Origin of the sequence: Myxococcus stipitatus DSM 14675 (assembly GCF_000331735.1) — a bacterium.
Taxonomy (GTDB): Bacteria; Myxococcota; Myxococcia; order Myxococcales; family Myxococcaceae; genus Myxococcus; species Myxococcus stipitatus.
In genome coordinates this window covers 8,532,826-8,550,256 of record NC_020126.1, presented here as the reverse complement: position 1 = coordinate 8,550,256, position 17,431 = coordinate 8,532,826, and the positions used below count along the sequence as shown (strand labels likewise).

The following is a 17,431-nucleotide window of genomic DNA, read 5'->3' as shown; positions in this document are numbered from 1 at the left end:
GACGCTGCTACTTCTTGAAACCCAGGTGGGACAGCGCGGTCTTGACCCAGTCCTTGATGGACACGGTGTCGAAGGCCACGGCCTCCCGGCCTGGATACTTCTTCTCGAAATACGCCACCGCGGCGACGCCCATGGCGAACGCGGTGCCTCCGCTGGCGGCGCCCTTGAGCAACCAACCCGCGAAAGGAATCCAGCCGACGGTCTCACCCACGACGGCGGTGGCCGCCTTGCGCGCGACGATGCCCGCGCCCAGAGTGGGAATCAGCCCCAGCGCTTCGCCCAGCGTGAGCGTCTCTCCGTAGATGCCTGCCACGTGGTAGATCATGTACGCCTCGATGGCGGACGTGAGCGCGGTGTGAGCCCCTGGAACGGGGATGGGAATCGCGGCGGCACCCGCGGCCCTCAAGGCACTCTCTTCGACCCAGCTTCGCGCGGTCTTCTCTGCGGTCATGTGTGACTTCTCCAGGCTGTGTTCCGCGCCACCCTAGCCCACACCCGCGAATTGTCGCCGGCCCGCACCCGGAGTTGCGCGCGTGCTTGTCGAACGCGCGGGCGTCCCTCCCGAACGCCGGGGTCGGCATGCGTCGCGCAAATCCTGCGCGAACCTCCCCGGGGCGGCCTGTGCCCGCCTCTGCATCCACGCTCAGGGCGCGGTCGAGGGGCACGTCCTCGGCGCGGGCACGGTGGCTGCACTGGGCGGCGGCATCGAAGGAGCTGGGATGATCATCACATGCATGCGTTGTGGCCACCGTGCGTTTGTCTTCATGTTCGAGAGCAAGCGCATCTGCAGGAAGTGCCAGACCTGGGTGTCCAAGCCTCACCGCGACCCGAAGAAGTTCACCTACAAGGACGCGCAGAGAGACCAGCACAAGCGGCGCGTGGACCGGGCCCACGGCGGCATCGGCAAGAAGTCCCACGCGAGGCCCGTCTTCAGGCGCTCTCACTCCGCCATGACGCGAGGCCCCTCGGACCTCCTCTTCGAGTCCTCCAACGAGCCCACCCTCCCGCCTCCCGTGGACGTGTCGCTCGACGACTCGCAGCCGTTCTTCACGCCGAACGTCATGACCTTGCAGTGCATGGTGCTCTTCATCCCCTTCGACGCGGGGAACAACTTCTACAGGACGAACGCGGACAACGGGACGATGTCCGCGGACTTCATCCCCTCGCGCGGGAACATGTTCGCGCCGTTCTCACAGCCGCAGTCGGTGAAGCCGCTCGCGCGCCTCAACACCAAGCTGTATCCAGGCCAGAAGACGTTCGAGGCGAGCTCCACGTCCATGGAGCCCCACGACATCCAAGCCAGCTACAACCGGATTGTGATGAAGCACATCGCGGCCTGCACCAACGTGCGGGAGTGGAAGGAGGTGCATGCCTCGGGGGTCATCGACATGCACCTGCGGCTCACCCGCCTGTGTCCGGAGGTCATCTTCCTGTCGGAGGAGCTCTCGGACGCCCCGTTCCCCCAGGAGCTGCGCCCCTGCGCGGAGCTGACCTACCGCCGCATCGGCAGCCTCAAGGAGATGCTCCCGGACGCCCACGTGGACCCGAAGAACGAAATCTCCGCCTACGTGCTGGTGGACGAGAAGAGCATCACCCATGTGCTCTACAACGCGCGGGTCCTCCACCGGGATGGCTGCAAGCACGGGGAGAAGTGGCTGAGCATCCAGAAGATCGTCCCCGAGTACCGCGTGTACATCGAGGTCGCCGGCGTGCACCTGGACTCGGGCTACACGAGCTACACCTCGGACACCAAGAAGCAGTCGGCCCTGGAGGAGGTCGGCCAGTTCGCGCGTGACAACGAAGTCGACGCGCTCCTGGGCGACCTGAACATGGACTCGTTCGAGCTGGGCGGAGGCTTCTTCCCCAACGCGTTCTCGTTCAAGACCTTGGAGGTGTCCGGCACGGGCTCGGAGAAGAAGAAGTTCGTCAAGCCCGTCTACACGCTGTCGCACTCCAACACGAACGCGAAGAACAACTACATGGGCGGCCTCATCGTGAACTCAGCGCAGGTGGAGACGGAGCCCATGAACCTGCAAGGCGCGGACACGCTGTCCCTGTCGCGCACGCTGGATGGCGACTTCTACTCGGACCATCCAGCGATTCTGGCCAACTACGTCAAGTCGTTCTACTGAGCCCACGGCTCAGCGCGGACGGAAGCGGTCCGTGGCCTCCAGCAGCGCGGACGTGGTGCCCGGCTCGTTGGCCGAGTGCCCCGCGTCCGGGATGAGGATGAGCTCCGCCTCCGGCCAGATTTGGTGCAGCGCCCAGGCGCTCTCGGGTGGACACACCACGTCGTAGCGTCCCTGGACGATGACGGCGGGGATGTGGCGGATGCGCTGCACGTCCTCGAGCAGCTGCGTGTCCGAGCGCAGGAAGCCCCGGTTGAAGAAGTAGTGACATTCGATGCGCGCGAAGGCGAGCGCGAAGTCGTCCGAGCTGTTGCGGGCCACCAGCTCCGCGTTGGGCAAGAGGTAGCTGGTGCGCGCCTCCCAGACGCTCCACGCGCGCGCGGCCTCCCGTTGCTCCGCCGGGTCCGAGCCCGTCAGCCGCCGGTGATAGGCCCCGAGCAGGTCATGCCGCTCCTCGGCGGGGATGGGCGCCAGGAAGTACTCCCACGCGTCGGGGAACATCGCGCTGGCGCCGCGCTGGTAGAACCAGTCCAGCTCCTGCTTGCGCAGGAGGAAGACGCCGCGCAGCACCAGCTCCGTGACGCGCTCGGGATGCGTCTGCGCGTAGGCCAGGGACAGCGTGCTGCCCCAGGAGCCGCCGAAGAGCATCCAGCGCTCGATGCCCAGGTGGAGGCGCAGGCGCTCCAGGTCCGCGACCAGGTCCCAGGTGGTGTTCTCCTCCAGGCACGCGTTCGGCGTGCTCCGGCCGCAGCCGCGCTGGTCCATGAGGATGATGCGGTAGGCGGAGGGGTCGAAGAACCGCCGCTGCTTGGCGTCCGTTCCTCCTCCGGGGCCGCCGTGGACGAAGACCACGGGCTTGCCCTTGGGATTGCCGCACTCCTCGAAGTACAGCTCGTGGAGCGGGGAGACCTTCAGGCGGCCCAGGCGGTAGGGCTCCAGGGGAGGGTACATCCTCCGCGACGGCCGCGATGTGACGGACATGCGTCTTCCGGGACTGCGAGAGAGTTCTTCACGCTAGCAGACCGTGCTCACCTCGCCGCCTCGGGGCCTCCGCGCTGTCAGGAGGTGTTCGCGTGCCTGTCGCCTTGCTCGGGGGACTGTCGGGCACGGCACAGCGACCGGCCCGGTGGGCGCGATGTGACGGCGAGTTTGCCTGAGCGCGACGCGGAGGTTGCGGGCGTGGTGGATGCTGCTCGGCGACTCGAACCCCGGAGCGTTCCATGAACCTCGCGTCCCTGATGAATCCCCCTCGGAAGCACGAAGAGGACGCCGCGCCCCGCCGTCTGCAGCTCATCCGCATCCAGACCACGGTTCTTCTTCAAGGCGCGCTGAGCGCGGCCCAGGAGAGCGTGAAGTCCTTCCGCCACATGCGCGACGTGCTCACGGGCGCGTACGCCCAAGCCCGCACGTAGAGCATCCACGGGCTTCGTCGCGGGGCACTCGCGACGAAGCCTCGAAGGGGAGCGCGCGAGGTGCGCGGGCCGTGTCGGCGCCCGCGAGCACCTCGTGGCTCAGGAGGGCGCGCCGGGGTTCGGGCTGGTTCCCGGGCCCTTGGGCGCGTCCTCCTTCGGAGGCGGCGGCGGGACGCCCTTGCCCGCGGGCGCCACCATGCGGACCTCGGAGACGTCGCTCAGCGCGAGCCCATCACCCTTGGGCTCCGTCTCCGTCACCGCGATGACGTCGCCTCGGTGGAGCTGGAGGAAGCGCTCGTTCTTCTCCGTGCGGTGACGCTCCTGCATCGCCAGGCCGACGCGGCCCTCCGGTCCACAGCCGATGTAGCGGTGGCGTCCCTTGCCCTCCAGCGGCTCGGAGACGATGCGGAACAGCCGGCCCGGTGGCGGCTCCGGCCACTCGTCGCCCTTGGGCGCGAGCAGCAGGTAGCTCATCTTGAGCGCCTCCTTGTGCAGGCTCGCCGCCCGCGCCAGCTCCTCCACCACCTGCGGCATGGGCCAGGGCCGCTCCGCGTGGCACCAGTCGGTCTCCTTCACCAGGGCCGGGCAAGGGCCTCGGAACATGCACGGCGCGCGCACCGCGTAGCCCTTGGCCACCATCGCGTCGCGCACGTGCAAGAGGCCCCGGCTCGTCTCGCGCAGCGCGGGCTCCATCACCAGCAGGCTGCCGCCGCGCTTCACCTTCGCCAGCACCGCCTCCAGCAGCGCCGCGCGGGGCGCCGTGGCGCTGTCGCCCGTGCCGTAGAGCTCGTTGATGACGTGGCCCATCGTCACCAGGTCGTACTGGCCCTCCGGGAGCGGGGCCTTCTTCGTCGGGTCCCAGTCGCGCGTGGCCAGCGCCTCGCCGGCCTCCGTCGCCAGCGCGCGCGCCAGGTTGAGGGCGGCCTTGCTGCGGTCCGCGGCCGTCACCTCCTTGCCGCCCGCGTCCAGCGCCGCGAAGGCCACCGGGCCCGGACCGCTGCCCAGGTCCAGCACCTGCCGAGGCCGGTTGGGCAGCTCCCCCAGCACCTGCCGGGCCTGCGCATAGGACACCGGCCAGTAGAAGAGCAGGTAGGCGCCCAGGAGCTTCGGGTCGTCCATGTAGCGCGCGCCCGCGAGCTGCCGCTCCCGCGTGAGCCCCAGGGACAGCTGTCTCACGCCGGCGGCCACTTCCTTCACTTCCTGGGGCGTCAGCCGCGTCTCGGGGCCCGTGCCCTTGCCTCGCGACGCGCGCCACACGGCGATGAGCCGGGGCAGCCACTTCTCCAGGTCCTTGCTATATCCGTTGCTCATCCCGCCAGGCCCTCGACCGAGGCGCCGCGCCCGTACGCGGCCTCCGCCAATCGGTTGTCACGCTTCCACTTGCTCAACTCCACGGTCGCCTCCCGGGGGCGTCCGCGTTAAACCCTTGTCGCACATGATCTCCGTCAACGGGCTGCGCAAGCACTACAAAGTCCACAAGCGCCCGCCAGGGCTCAAGGCGGCCCTCCGCTCGCTCGTCCACCGCACCTACACCCCCGTGAAGGCCGTGGACGGCATCTCGTTCGATATCCGCCCCGGGGAGCGCGTGGGCTTCCTGGGCCCCAACGGCGCCGGGAAGACGACGACGCTGAAGGTCCTCGCGGGGCTCCTGCACCCCTCCGACGGAGAGGTCCGGGTGGACGGCCACGTGCCGCGCCTGCGCGAGGAGGCGTTCCTCAAGAAAATCATGCTCGTCATGGGGCAGAAGCAGCAGCTCCTGTGGGACTTGCCTCCGGCGGAGACCTTCGAGCTCAACCGCGCCATCTACGACGTGCCCACCGTCCAATACAAGCAGACGTTGGATGAGCTGGTGGGTCTCCTGGAGATTGGCGACCTCATCGGCAAGCCCACCCGGCAGCTCTCCCTGGGCGAGCGCATGAAGTGCGAGCTGGCCGCGGCCCTCATCCACCGGCCCCGGGTGCTGTTCCTGGACGAGCCCACCATCGGCCTGGACGTGTCCATGCAGGCCACCATGCGCACCTTCATCAAGGACTACAACGAGAAGTACGGCGCCACGCTCATCCTCACCAGCCACTACATGGACGACGTGGCCGCGCTGTGCCCGCGCGTCATCGTCATCGACAAGGGGCTCTTGTCCTACGACGGCAGCCTGGAGGCGCTGGTGCAGCGCGTGCGCCCGGAGAAGCGCGTGGTGCTGCGGCTGGCGGAGCAGGTGGACGTCTCGCGGCTGCAGCCCCTGGGCAAGGTGGTGACACACGAGGCGGGGACGGCGGTGCTCCAGGTCCAGCAGGACGCGGTCAACGCCACCATCAGCAGGGCGCTGTCGGGCCTGCCGGTGACGGACCTCACGGTGGAGAACGCACCGCTCGAAGAGGTGATGAGCGAGCTGTTCGCGGAGAACAAGGCGCGCCGGCAGGCGGAAGTGGTGCCCGCGTGAGCGTGCGGGGTGTGCTGCGAGCCATGCCCACCATGCTGCGCGTGGGCTTCGCCGAGTCCGTGGCCTACCGGGCGGAGATGTTCGTCTGGGTGCTGTCCACCACCATGCCGCTGGTGAACATGGTGCTGTGGATGGCGGTGGCGAAGCACTCGCCGGTGGGACAGTACGGGCAGGCGGACTTCGTGAGCTACTTCCTGGCCACCTTCGCGGTGCGCCAGCTCACCAGCGCCTGGGCCGCGTGGATCATCAACTGGGAGGTGAAGCAGGGCACGCTGGCCATGCGGCTGTTGCGCCCCATCTCGCCCTTGTGGGCGTACATGTTCGACAACATCGCGGGCTTCCCGCTGCGCCTCGTCGTCGCGGTGCCGGTGGTGGTGCTGAGCGTGGTGCTGGTGGGCGCGGACAAGGCGGTGCCTCAGCACGCGTGGCAGTGGGGGCTGTTCCTGGTCGCGGTGCTGGGCGGCTGGGCCATCACCTTCCTGGCCAACGTGGCCATGGGCGCGCTGAGCCTCTTCACGGACAGCAGCCAGAAGACGATGGAGGTGTGGATGGTCCTCTTCTTCGTGTGCTCGGGCTACATGTACCCGGTGGAGCTGCTGCCGGACGGGCTGCGCGCGGTCATCAACTGGCTGCCGTTCCGCTACCAGATGGGGCTGCCGGTGGAGCTGATGACGGGGGCGCATGACCTGCCCACCGCGCTGGGGTTGCTCGCGCGGCAGTGGGCGTGGGTGCTGGGCATGGGCACGCTGGCGCTGGGCCTCTGGAAGTACGGCGTGCGGCGCTTCGCGGCGTTCGGAGGATAGGGGCATGGTGCGGCGTTATCTGCGGCTGTTCGGGGTCCAGTTGAAGGCCTCCACCCTCCAGGCACTCCAGTACCGCGTGGACTTCTTCACCGAGGGCTTCACCTCCCTGTGTTGGACCTTCACCGCGCTGGCGCCGCTGTTCGTGGTGTATGGCGGCAGGCCGGAGGTGGAGGGCTGGAGCTTCGGCCAGGCACTCCTGGTGGTGGGCTGGTTCACCCTGCTGCAAGGCATCCTCGAGGGCGCCATCAACCCGAGCCTCACCGGGGTGGTGGAGCACATCCGCAAGGGCACGCTGGACTTCGTGCTGCTCAAGCCCGCGGACGCGCAGTTCCTGGTGTCGACGCAGCGCTTCTTGCCGTGGCGCGCCTTCAACGTGCTCACGGGGTTGGGGCTCTTCGTCTACGCCTTCAGCCTGCTGGGCCACGGGCCGTCACCGCTGGGACTGGTGACGTCACTGGTATTGCTCTGCACGAGCACGCTGCTCTTGTATTCGCTGTGGATATTGACGGTGAGCGCCGCGTTCTTCGTCGTCCGGGTGGACAACCTCACGTATCTCTTCAGCTCCATCTTCGACTTCGCGCGTTGGCCTTCCTCCGTGTTCAAGGGTGTGGCACGCGGTGCGTTGACGCTTGTCTTCACGTACGTGATTCCCCTGGCCTTGATGACGACCTTCCCGGCGGAGGCCATGCTGGGACGGCTGCCGATGACCTCCCTGGTCGGCGCTGTCGTGGGCTCACTGGTATTCTCCTGGGTGGCGCGGCGCGTCTGGATTCGCTCCATCGGGCATTACACTTCCGCGAGCAGTTAATCCCTCTCATGACTCACGGTGGGGCATCCGGGCCCCACCTGTCGCATGGAGTGGGTGAATCTTTTCAGTGGGTGGCATGGCCTCCTTCCCTGGGATTGGGTAAGGCCCGACGTGTGCGGCTTCTCGGCCGCACTCCCTCTGGGAAAGGACACCACCCATGAATCGATGTATCGGGCTCGGCCGGCTGGCCGTGCTTCTGACGGCGTTTGTCCTCGCGGGATGTTCTGACGACACGACGACACAGGCGTGGGAGGCCCAGGCTCAGCATGAGACGCTGGCGCAAGGCTGGACGCCGACGGTGAGCATGTCGCTTCAGCGCATGGACCACACGGCGACGGTGCTCCGCTCCGGGCTGGTGCTGGTGGTGGGCGGGCAGTCCTCGTCGAGCGCGGAGCTGTATGACGTGAAGAACGCGCGGTGGCTGTCCGCGGGCTCGCTGAGCGCGGCGCGGCGCCGGCACACGGCGACGCTGCTGGGCAACGGCAAGGTGCTGGTGGCGGGCGGGGACTCCGGGGTGTCCGCGACGGGGACGGCGGAGCTGTATGACCCGTCGATGGGCGGCTGGACGGCGGCGGGGAGTCTGGACTCGCTGCGCTCGGGACACACGGCGACGTTGATTCAAGGGGGCAAGGTGTTGGTGGTGGGGGGAGAGAACGGCGCGGGCGCGGGGCTGGCCACGGCCCAGGTGTTCGACCCGGTGGCGGGGACGTGGTCGACGACGGGGAGCATGAGCAAGCCTCGGGTCGGACACACGGCGACGTTGATACCGGGAGGGAAGGTGCTGGTGACGGGCGGGAGGCAGGGGCCTCGGGGAGCGTTCCTGCGCGACGCGGAGGTGTATGAGCCGGGCACCGGGCAATGGAGTCCGGTGGCGATGATGGTCAGCGCGCGCTCGGGGCACAGCGCGACGCTGTTGTTGTCGGGGAAGGTGCTGGTGGCGGGCGGGTTCGTGGACGAGCTCTCGGCGTCGCGGAGCGCGGAGCTGTTCGAGCTGGGGGCCGGGTGGTCTCCGGTGGCGCAGCTGATGCCGGAGGACCGTGCGCAGCACACGGCCACGTTGCTGCACTCGGGTGAGGTGCTCGTCAGCGGTGGGACGGATGGCAATGACCCGTATCTGCAGAGCGCGGCGCTGTTCGACCCGGTGATGCGGCGCTGGAGCCCGGTGGGGGCGATGGGGGCGAGCCGGCTGGGGCATACCGCCACGCTGTTGCAGCAGGGCGAGGTGCTGGTGACGGGCGGGAGTCCGGACGGGGTGCAGCGCTCCTCCACGGCGGAGCGGTTCGCGGTGCCCACGCCGCCCTGGCGTGCGACGGCGAGCCTGGGGGCGTCGCGGTATCACCACTCGGTGACGGTGTTGGAGTCGGGGCGGGTGTTGGTGGCGGGGGGGACGGCCACGGGGAGCAGCGGCGTCACGGGCTCGGAGCTGTATGACGAGAGCCTCTCGACGTGGTCCTCGACGGGCGGCTTGAACACCGCGCGGTTCCTGCACACGGCGACGCGGCTGCCTTCGGGGAAGGTGCTGGCGGCGGGAGGGCAGGGGAGCGGGTCCCTCTTCCTGTCGTCGGCGGAGGTGTATGACCCGGCGCGAGGGGTGTGGGAGGGCACGGGCGGGATGACCGGGGTTCGCTCGCGTCACACGGCGACGTTGTTGGCGTCGGGGCAGGTGTTGCTGACGGGCGGAAGGAGCGCGCCGAGCTTCGGCAGCATCCTGTCGTCGGCGGAGTTGTTCGACCCGCCCTCGGGGACGTGGCGCATCACGGGGGCGATGAACACGCGGCGGGTGAATCACACGGCGACGCCGCTGTCGTCCGGGAAGGTGCTGGTGGCGGGCGGGACGACGCCGTCGGGCGACACGGCGTCCGCGGAGCTGTACGACCTGCACACGGGGCAGTGGACGCCGACGGGGCCGATGGCGGGGACGCGCTACGGGCACATCGCGGTGGTGCTGCCGGGAGGCAAGGTGTTGGTGGCGGGCGGTTGGGGGCTGGGTGGGGCGCTGGCGTCGGCGGAGGTGTATGACCCGGCGACGGAGACCTGGTCGAGCGTGGCTCCGATGGCGAGCAGCCGCTACGCGGCGATGGCGGTGGTGCTGGCGTCGGGGCGGGTGTTGGTGCTGGGCGGCGACGCGGGGGCCGCGACGGGGCTGCTGGCGACGGCGGAGGTGTTCGACCCGGGGACGGGGCTGTGGACGTCGGGTGGGGCCATGTCGAGCGCGCTGGTGAACGCGGCGGCGGTGCGACTGACCAGCTCGGGGCGGGCGATGGTCGCGGGCGGGCTGGGCTCCAGCGGCGCGCTCTCCTCGGCGGAGCTGTACACCCCGGCGCCGTGAGGTGACGGGCCCGCGTCCGAGTCGAGGGCGCGGGCCTTGGGTTCAGAAGGGGCTCTGCGTCAGGCCCGAGAGGAACGCCTGGAGGTCGGAGGCGACGAGGCGGAGGGGCTCGTCGGCATCGTCGTGAAGCCAGTACACCACTTCCCCGGTCCGGACCTTCACGCCCAGGAGGTTCGCGTGGCCGTTGTCATAGGCGAAGGGCAGCAGGCCCTCGGGGAAGGTGGGCTGGTGTTTCCGGATGCGCTGATACGTCGTCGCGAGGTCATCGCGCCGTCCCTGCTTCTGGAGCGGGAAGATGTAGCCGACGGAGACCTCGATGTTGTGGGCGCGGCTCTCGTAGAAGTTCCGGGCCGGGCGGCCCCCCGCGCACACTTGAAACACCTTCGCGAGCTCCTTGGGAATCTTCATCCCCAGGGCGGACTCGGTCGACTGGAGGTCACCGCTGAGCGCGGGAGCACAGTCGCTCCAGGTGTTGCCGAAGGCTTCGACCGCGGGTGTCTGACTCTTCCTTGATTTCGCCATCGTCGTCCCCCGGCGCTGCTTCCGCGCCTCGCGTGCGACTCTCGAAGTGCGCGACCGCGTTCGCCGGAGCGTACCCCGGGGGACGACCGTTGCATCAATGGTGTGAGGCCGCGAGAGCACGTCGCTGCCAGTACATGGGGCGGCGGCGTTCATGCGCGATGGCGAGAAGGGTGACCTGTTCACCGACGACGACGTAGGGGAGGACGAACGGGAAGCGCTCCATGTGAAACCGATGGATGCCAGCGGCCTTCGCTTGTGCACCGGGCCACAGCGGGGCCACGCGCGGATTCGCGGAGATGGCTTCAACGCTTCGTCGGAGCTCCGCGAGGAACTCGATACCCAGTCCCTCGCGCTTGTCTTCGTACCACTCCACCGTGGTCTGTGCTTCCTGGAGGGCGTCCGGATGGAGATGGACGGGGGACATCAGCGGCGGTGCCTCAGCCGGCCTGCAAGCTGCTGCTCCGCGGTGTCCCAGGGGACTGTTTCGACCAGGCCTTCACGGATGTCGGTCGCTCGCCGGTCGAGCTCCCGTGACCACTCTGACTCGGTGTCGCCGCTCTCGTCGGGGGCGTCGAGGCTGCGCAGCAGCTCACGGGCGACCTCGGCGCGCTCCTCGGCAGGGAGGCTCAAGACACTGGTGAGCAGCTCGTCCTTGGTAGACATGACGTGAATCCTACTGGGCCGTGTCGCCGTTGGCATCAGGGACTGTCGCCCGCTGGACCCTCATGCGCCTGGCTGCGGCGCCTCTGTCTCCTCGGACTCCACGCCGTAGTAGGCCAGACACTCCACCTCGCGGCCTCGCACCACGCGCCGTCCATCCAGCGGCCCCCGGTGCGCGGTGACGACGGTGCACTGTCCTTCCGCGTCGTCCTTGTCGAAGTACAGCACCACCCACTCGCGCGTCGCGTTCTGCTGATGCGCCACCGCCGTGTTCGAGAACAGCGCCCGCACCCGCCACCCATCCACCGTGCGCTGCATCACCGGCAGCCACGCCTCGCCCGTGGGATTGAAGCGCCGGGGCGCGATGGTCCGCAGCGCCCCCGCGGCCGCCTTCCTCCGGTACTCCTCATCCACCTGGAGCAGCAGCCCCACCTCCGGCCGAGGCCCCTCCCGCTTGCGCACAATCCCCCGCCGCGCTCGCCCCAGCCGCGCCGCCAGCAGGTCCCTCACCTGCTGCCCACGCCTGGGCCCGAAGCCCTCCACCCGCTCCAGGTGCCCGTCATGCGCCGCCTGCTCCAGCTCCTCGAGCGTGCGGACCCCCAGCTCCTCGTGAATCCGCCGAGCCAGCTCCGGCCCTATCCCCGGCACACTGGCGAGCAACTGCTCCGGCGAGGACTCCCGCTCCAGCCGCTCCAACAGCTCCAGCTGTCCCGTTCGCACCAGCTCCGTCACCGCCGCCGCGATGCTCTTGCCCACCCCCGGAAACCCCTTCAGCCCCGCCTGCCCCTTCGAGGCGAGCACCTCCGCCACCGACTCCGGCCAGCGCGCAATCGTCGCCGCCGCCTTGCGATAGGCCGTCACCCGGAACGGCATCGCGTCCTGCTCCTCCAGCAGGTCCGCCACCCGCTCCAGCGCATCCGCGATGTCGATGTTGTCCTTCCACTCGACGCCCATGGCCCCTTGAACCTGGAGCGTCGAGTAGAAGACCGCCACCGCCCGACCGGGCAGGGGGGCGCCTGTCCCTCAGGGCGCCGCGTCCGCGACCACCGCGTCGGCCTCAATCTCCACCAGCATCTCCGGCGAGATGAGCTTGCTCACCTCCACCATCGACGTGACGGGTCGGATGTTCGCGAAGAACTCCCCGTGCGCCCGGCCAATCTCCTCCCAGCGGGAGATGTCCGTCACGAACATCCGCGTCCGCACCACGTCCTTCATCCCCGCCCCCACCGCCTTGAGCGCCGCTTCGATGTTCCTCAGCACCTGGACGGCCTGCCGGTAGGCATCCCCGGCCCCCACCACCTGCCCGGACTCGTCCGTGGCCGTGGTCCCCGCGACACTGATGAACGGCCCGACCCGCACCGCGCGCGAATAGCCCACGCGAGGCTCCCAAGGGGTTCCCGTCGAGTAATGGGTCCTCTGCATACCTGCCTCCCAAGGCGAGAAAGTGTGGCCTGACCCTCCCATGGTGACCCATCTGTCCACCAGGGGCCTCCTTGCGGGCTGCAAGGAAACACGGCCCGTGGTAGTTGGCCCGGGGTCATGACGAACGAGCTCGACAGGGAGGTCGCCCGGCGGCGCACCTTCGCGATCATCTCCCACCCCGACGCGGGGAAGACCACGCTCACGGAGAAGCTGCTGCTCTACGGCGGCGCCATCCACCTGGCCGGCAGCGTGAAGGCCAAGAAGGCGAGGCGCCACGCCACCAGCGACTGGATGGAGCTGGAGAAGGAGCGCGGCATCTCCGTCACCTCGTCCGTCCTCCAGTTCGTGTACCGGGACCACGCCGTCAACCTGCTGGACACCCCGGGCCACCAGGACTTCTCCGAGGACACCTACCGCACGCTCGCCGCAGCCGACGCCGCGGTGATGCTCATCGACGCGGCCAAGGGCGTCGAGCCCCAGACGAAGAAGCTCTTCAAGGTGTGCCGCCTGCGCGGCATCCCCATCTTCACCTTCGTCAACAAGCTGGACCGCTACGGCCGCGAGCCGCTCGAGCTGATGAACGAGCTGGAGCAGGTGCTCGGCATCCGCTCCTACCCGATGAACTGGCCCATCGGCATGGGGCCCGAGTTCCGCGGCGTCTATGACCGCCAGGCCCGCGTCGTCCACGTCTTCGCCGCCGAGGGCACCCACGGCGAATCCGAGGTCGCCGAGCGCTCGGTCGCCATCGACTCGGATGAAATCAAGACGGTGCTCACGGAGGCGGAGCTGGCGAAGCTCCACGAGGACATCGAGCTGCTCGACATCGGCGGTGACGAGTTCACCCGCGAGAAGAGCGACCAGGGCCAGCTGACGCCCATGTTCTTCGGCAGCGCGATGACGAACTTCGGCGTGCGCCCGTTCCTCGACGCCTTCCTGGACCTGGCCCCCGCGCCCACCCCGCGCCAGACGACGAACGGCCCCCGCGAGCCGAACAACCCCAAGTTCGCGGGCTTCGTCTTCAAGATTCAGGCGAACATGGACCCCGCGCACCGCGACCGCATCGCCTTCATGCGCGTGGTGAGCGGCCGCTACGTCAAGGGCATGAACGCGTTCCACTCGCGCCTGGGCAAGGAAGTGCGCCTGGCCAAGCCCAGCCAGTTCATGGCCGCCGAGCGCACCGCCATCGAAGACGCCTGGCCCGGCGACGTCATCGGCTTGTTCGACCCGGGGCAGTACCGCATCGGCGACACCCTGGCGGAGGGCTCCGACGTGGAGTTCGAGGGCGTGCCGCGCTTCAGCCCGGAGCACTTCGCGGTGGTCCGCTCCAAGGACCCGCTGCGCCGCAAGCAGATGGAGAAGGGCCTGGAGCAGCTCTCGGAAGAGGGCACCGTGCAGATCTTCCAGCAGCTCGCCATGGGCATGAAGGACCCGATTGTCGGCGTGGTCGGCGCCCTCCAGTTCGAGGTCCTCCAGTACCGGCTGGAGCACGAGTACGGGGCGAAGATTGCCCTGGACCGGCTGCCCTTCAGCCACGCGCGCTGGGTGGTGGGGCAGAACTTCGACCCGAAGTCCTTCGACTGGGAAGGCAACCGTCAGACGGTGCAGGACCGCGACGGGCTGCCCCTGGTGCTCTTCCGCGACGACTGGGCGCTCCAGCACGCCGAGAGCAAGCACCCGGAGCTGAAGTTCCTCAACGAGGCGCCGCAGCTGCGAAAGCTCGCCGCGCTCGCCTCGGGGAGCTGAGCCGCGGGCTACTTGTAGACGTTCACCGTGCCACCGCGGTGAGCGGAGTCCCGGAGGACCAGGCCTTCCTTGTAGAGGCGGGCCGCCTTGGGGCCGACGAAGAAGTCCTTCGGCTGGCCTCGGCGGAAGGTCTTCTTCACGTACTCCTCAATCTCCAGGAACAGGCGCCGGAAGCGGTCCGGCGCCGCGTTCTTCCGGCCCGTCTGCGCGGTGATGTCCAGCTCCGCCCAGAGGCTGCCGCTGACGAGCTCGCCCTCTTCGTTGGTGCGGCAGCGCTCCATGAAGATGACGGGGGAGCGGACCTCGTCCACGCGCCAGTAGCCCTTGTCCGGGCCGCGCTTCATCTTGTCGACGATGGCGGGGCCCAGGTCGCTCGCCACCAGGTACAGGTCCTCCTGGGGGAGCTTCTCGATGTGGTCCTGGTGGGCGCGGAACGTCTTCCAGTCCTCGGGGACGCGGCGGGGGTACACCTCCAGGACGAAGCGCTCCAGGAAGCGGAAGAAGGCGACCTCGTCGTCGGGGGTCATGAAGAACTGGATGACATTGGCCATTGCCGGGCCCTCATACCAGAAGGCGCGCGGGGTGGGGGCCTGGCTGGCCGCCGGGGAGGTGCCTACACGAGCCCTCCGTTCGCTCGGAGGACCTGTCCGTTGACCCACCGTCCATCGGGGCCCGCGAGGAACGAGACGGCGCGTGCGATGTCCTCGGGGGTGCCCAGCCGCTCCAGGGGAGGGGCCTTGGTGAGCTGCTCCACGACGGCGGGAGGCTTTCCCTTCAAGAACAGCTCGGTCGCCGTGGGGCCGGGGGCCAGGGCGTTCACGGTGATGTCCCGACCTCGAAGCTCCCGGGCCAGCACCATGGTGAGGGCCTCGATGGCGGCCTTGGTGGCGGCGTAGGGGCCGTAGGTGGGCTGGAGCAGGCGGACGACGCTCGAGGACAGGTTGACGATGCTGCCGCCTCGCCGGAGGCGCCGGCTCGCCTCGCGCATGGCGTGGAAGGAGCCCATGAGGTTCACGGAGAGCTGCCGCGAGAAGGTGTCGTCCGTCATCTCGTCAATCCGGCCGAGCTCCATGACGCCCGCGTTGTTGACGAGGACGTCGAGGCCGCCAAACGCCTTCTCCGTCGCATCGAAGACGGCCTGGACCGCGCTGGCGTCCCGGATATCCACGCGCGAGGCGAGCGCCCGCCCTCCCGCGGCTTCGATGCGGCGCACCACGGCGCGCGCGCCCTCTTCATCACCCGAGAAGGCCACGACCACGGCGAGGCCGTCCTGGCCCAGTCGTTCCGCGATGGCCGCGCCGATACCTCGAGATGCTCCCGTCACCAGGGCGACACGTTGTGGGTTGCTCATGAACATCCTCCGCGAAGAGTCCCGGATGACATCGGGCTTCCTGGCGCCGGTCTCCATCACCCACGGGTGCAAGCGCCGCGAAGCCAACGTTGCGAGCGTGTGTGAGCACCTCGAAGGCGAGGGGCGGGGCACGTTGATATAGAGGACGCCATGGACACCTGGCTGCTCTCCCGGATGCAGGAGTTGAAGGACCTTCAGGGGCTCATCGGCCTCGCCACGTGGGACCAGGAGATCTACCTCCCGGCCCGGGCAGGCCCCGCGCGGGCGCATCAGCTCTCCACCCTCCAGGGCATCCACCATGAGCGCCTGGTGGACCCGAGGCTCGGCGATGCCCTCGAGAAGGCGGCCACCGAGGCGGGCCTGACGGACGACGAGCGCGCCATGGTGGAGGTCCTCCGGCGCGAGCGCGAGCGCGAGGTGCGAGTGCCCGCCGCGCTGGTGCGCGCCCTGGCCGAGGCCCAGAGTCAGGGCCTCCACGCCTGGCGCGAGGCCCGTCAGGAGCGCAAGTTCGCCCGCTTCCAGCCCGCGCTCCACCGGCTCCTGTCGCTGCGCCGCGAGCAGGCGGATGCCTATGGCCACGACGGTGAGCGCTATGACGCGCTGCTGGAGGGCTATGAGCCCGGCATGCGCGTGGCGCGGCTCACCCCCGTGTTGAGCACCCTGCGCGAGCACCTCATCCCCATGGTGGGCACTCTCTCGGGGACGGCACGGAAGGCGCCGGACCTCTTCGACGGCCGGCGCTACGACAAGGATGCGCAGTGGCGCTTCACCTTGCGGTTGCTCAAGGACATCGGCTTCGACCTGGAGGCGGGCCGGCAGGACTTGAGCATCCACCCCTTCACGGGCGGCACGCATGCGCTCGACGTGCGGCTCACCACGCGCGTGGACGAGACGAACCCGCTCTCCGCCATCTTCAGCACCATCCACGAGGCGGGCCACGGCCTGTTCGAGCAGGGCTTCGCGCCCGAGCACCACCGCACCCCGCTGGCCGCCGCACCCTCCATGGGCCTGCACGAGTCGCAGTCGCGTCTGTGGGAGAACCTGGTGGGCCGCAGCCGCGCCTTCTGGGAGCACTACTTCCCGCTGCTGCGCGACAGCTTCCCGGAGGCGCTGGCCGGCGTGGACGTGGAGGACTTCCTCGCCGCCGTCAACGCGGTGCGCCCGTCGCTCATCCGCACCGAGTCCGACGAGGTGACGTACAACCTGCACATCGCCGTGCGCTACGAGCTGGAGCTGCTGCTGATTCGGGACGAGCTCCCGCTCGACGAGCTGCCCGCCGCGTGGAACGCGCGCATGGAGCGCTACCTGGGCGTCACGCCGCCGGATGACACGCAGGGCGTGCTCCAGGACATCCACTGGGCCTGGGGTGAGCTGGGCTACTTCCCCACGTACTCGCTGGGCAACCTCTACGCCGCGTCACTCTACCGCGCGGCCGAGCGCGCCCTGCCGGGCCTCGAAGGACAGCTCCGCCAGGGACACCTGCTGCCCCTGCGCGACTGGCTGCGCGAGAACATCCACCACCACGGCTTCCGTCTCCCCGCGGAGGAGCGCGTGCGCGCGGTGACGGGGCAGGGCCTCACGGACGCGGACTTCCTGGGCTACCTGCGCACGAAGTACGGCGTCGCGTCCTGTCAAGGTCGATGAGTTGACTCGAATCGCCTGCCCCATGAGTACCGAAGATTTCAGCGCGGATGACGGCTTTGGTGGTGACGGATCCTCACCGAAGCCAGTTCGCCCCTAAACCGGGGTTCGTGATTCCCGATCAGGTCGGAGAGCAAGCGGGCGCAGGAGGAGCGGGAAGAGAGAGCAGGGGCA

Annotated in this window: 18 protein-coding genes; 8 read left to right on the top strand and 10 right to left on the bottom strand. The window is 69.0% G+C overall.

Translation table 11 applies throughout. From position 1 onward, the window contains the following. Positions 1-7 precede the first annotated feature (7 nt). Positions 8-451: a DUF697 domain-containing protein gene (locus MYSTI_RS32915; protein WP_015352160.1), complete on the bottom strand. Its 444-nt coding sequence runs from the start codon at positions 449-451 to the stop codon at positions 8-10. A gap of 268 nt (positions 452-719) precedes the next feature. Between MYSTI_RS32915 and MYSTI_RS32910 the strand changes: the two genes are divergently transcribed. Then, positions 720-2,132 carry a hypothetical protein gene (locus MYSTI_RS32910; protein ID WP_015352159.1) on the top strand — a complete coding sequence of 471 codons (1,413 nt, stop codon included), beginning with the start codon at positions 720-722 and terminating at the stop codon, positions 2,130-2,132. Positions 2,133-2,141: 9 nt separating this feature from the next. Here MYSTI_RS32910 and pip read toward each other — a convergent pair whose 3' ends face one another. After that, complete coding sequence (pip, locus tag MYSTI_RS32905) at positions 2,142-3,110, bottom strand: prolyl aminopeptidase (RefSeq protein WP_015352158.1); 969 nt, start codon at positions 3,108-3,110, stop codon at positions 2,142-2,144. A 239-nt stretch (positions 3,111-3,349) separates the two neighbouring features. Between pip and MYSTI_RS32900 the strand changes: the two genes are divergently transcribed. Next, entirely contained in the window at positions 3,350-3,541 is a 192-nt protein-coding gene (locus MYSTI_RS32900) for a hypothetical protein (RefSeq protein ID WP_015352157.1), read from the top strand. Positions 3,542-3,640: 99 nt separating this feature from the next. On the opposite strand, the gene MYSTI_RS32895 is transcribed toward MYSTI_RS32900, so the two are convergent. Further along, the gene (locus MYSTI_RS32895; RefSeq protein WP_015352156.1) at positions 3,641-4,852 is read right to left on the bottom strand and encodes a small ribosomal subunit Rsm22 family protein; all 1,212 of its coding nucleotides are present in this window, start codon (positions 4,850-4,852) and stop codon (positions 3,641-3,643) included. 124 nt (positions 4,853-4,976) lie between these two features. Between MYSTI_RS32895 and MYSTI_RS32890 the strand changes: the two genes are divergently transcribed. From MYSTI_RS32890 to MYSTI_RS45430, 4 genes are all read left to right on the top strand, one after another. Next, a complete protein-coding gene (locus MYSTI_RS32890; protein WP_015352155.1) occupies positions 4,977-5,978 on the top strand; it encodes an ABC transporter ATP-binding protein in 1,002 nt (333 codons plus the stop codon). Beyond that, positions 5,975-6,781 (top strand): ABC transporter permease, encoded by an 807-nt coding sequence (locus MYSTI_RS32885; RefSeq protein ID WP_015352154.1) that lies wholly within the window; start codon positions 5,975-5,977, stop codon positions 6,779-6,781. Before MYSTI_RS32890 ends, MYSTI_RS32885 begins: the two co-directional genes overlap by 4 nt. A 4-nt stretch (positions 6,782-6,785) precedes the next feature. Further along, positions 6,786-7,589, top strand: a complete 804-nt coding sequence (locus MYSTI_RS32880; protein ID WP_015352153.1) for an ABC transporter permease — start codon at positions 6,786-6,788, stop codon at positions 7,587-7,589. A 157-nt stretch (positions 7,590-7,746) separates the two neighbouring features. Beyond that, entirely contained in the window at positions 7,747-9,918 is a 2,172-nt protein-coding gene (locus MYSTI_RS45430; RefSeq protein ID WP_015352152.1) for a Kelch repeat-containing protein, read from the top strand. A 42-nt stretch (positions 9,919-9,960) separates the two neighbouring features. On the opposite strand, the gene MYSTI_RS32870 is transcribed toward MYSTI_RS45430, so the two are convergent. The 5 genes from MYSTI_RS32870 to MYSTI_RS32850 form a co-directional block, all read right to left on the bottom strand. Beyond that, complete coding sequence (locus MYSTI_RS32870) at positions 9,961-10,440, bottom strand: SMI1/KNR4 family protein (RefSeq protein ID WP_015352151.1); 480 nt, start codon at positions 10,438-10,440, stop codon at positions 9,961-9,963. 94 nt (positions 10,441-10,534) lie between these two features. Further along, positions 10,535-10,864, bottom strand: coding sequence for a type II toxin-antitoxin system RelE/ParE family toxin (locus MYSTI_RS32865; RefSeq protein ID WP_015352150.1), 330 nt, complete (start codon positions 10,862-10,864; stop codon positions 10,535-10,537). Continuing rightward, on the bottom strand, positions 10,864-11,103 hold the full coding sequence (locus tag MYSTI_RS32860; RefSeq protein ID WP_015352149.1) for an addiction module protein: 240 nt from the start codon (positions 11,101-11,103) through the stop codon (positions 10,864-10,866). Before MYSTI_RS32860 ends, MYSTI_RS32865 begins: the two co-directional genes overlap by 1 nt. A gap of 60 nt (positions 11,104-11,163) precedes the next feature. Then, positions 11,164-12,054: a helix-hairpin-helix domain-containing protein gene (locus tag MYSTI_RS32855; RefSeq protein WP_015352148.1), complete on the bottom strand. Its 891-nt coding sequence runs from the start codon at positions 12,052-12,054 to the stop codon at positions 11,164-11,166. Positions 12,055-12,123: 69 nt separating this feature from the next. Continuing rightward, positions 12,124-12,522, bottom strand: coding sequence for a RidA family protein (locus MYSTI_RS32850; protein ID WP_015352147.1), 399 nt, complete (start codon positions 12,520-12,522; stop codon positions 12,124-12,126). A gap of 117 nt (positions 12,523-12,639) precedes the next feature. Here MYSTI_RS32850 and MYSTI_RS32845 point away from each other — a divergent pair, with 117 nt between their 5' ends. Next, the gene (locus tag MYSTI_RS32845) at positions 12,640-14,265 is read left to right on the top strand and encodes a peptide chain release factor 3 (protein WP_015352146.1); all 1,626 of its coding nucleotides are present in this window, start codon (positions 12,640-12,642) and stop codon (positions 14,263-14,265) included. Positions 14,266-14,273: 8 nt separating this feature from the next. Here the strand turns inward: MYSTI_RS32845 and MYSTI_RS32840 are convergent, their stop codons facing one another. After that, positions 14,274-14,816, bottom strand: coding sequence for a hypothetical protein (locus tag MYSTI_RS32840; protein ID WP_015352145.1), 543 nt, complete (start codon positions 14,814-14,816; stop codon positions 14,274-14,276). Positions 14,817-14,878: 62 nt separating this feature from the next. Next, complete coding sequence (locus tag MYSTI_RS32835) at positions 14,879-15,616, bottom strand: SDR family oxidoreductase (RefSeq protein ID WP_015352144.1); 738 nt, start codon at positions 15,614-15,616, stop codon at positions 14,879-14,881. Positions 15,617-15,766: 150 nt separating this feature from the next. Here MYSTI_RS32835 and MYSTI_RS32830 point away from each other — a divergent pair, with 150 nt between their 5' ends. Further along, positions 15,767-17,260 carry a carboxypeptidase M32 gene (locus MYSTI_RS32830; RefSeq protein WP_015352143.1) on the top strand — a complete coding sequence of 498 codons (1,494 nt, stop codon included), beginning with the start codon at positions 15,767-15,769 and terminating at the stop codon, positions 17,258-17,260. The last annotated feature ends 171 nt before the right edge of the window (positions 17,261-17,431 follow it).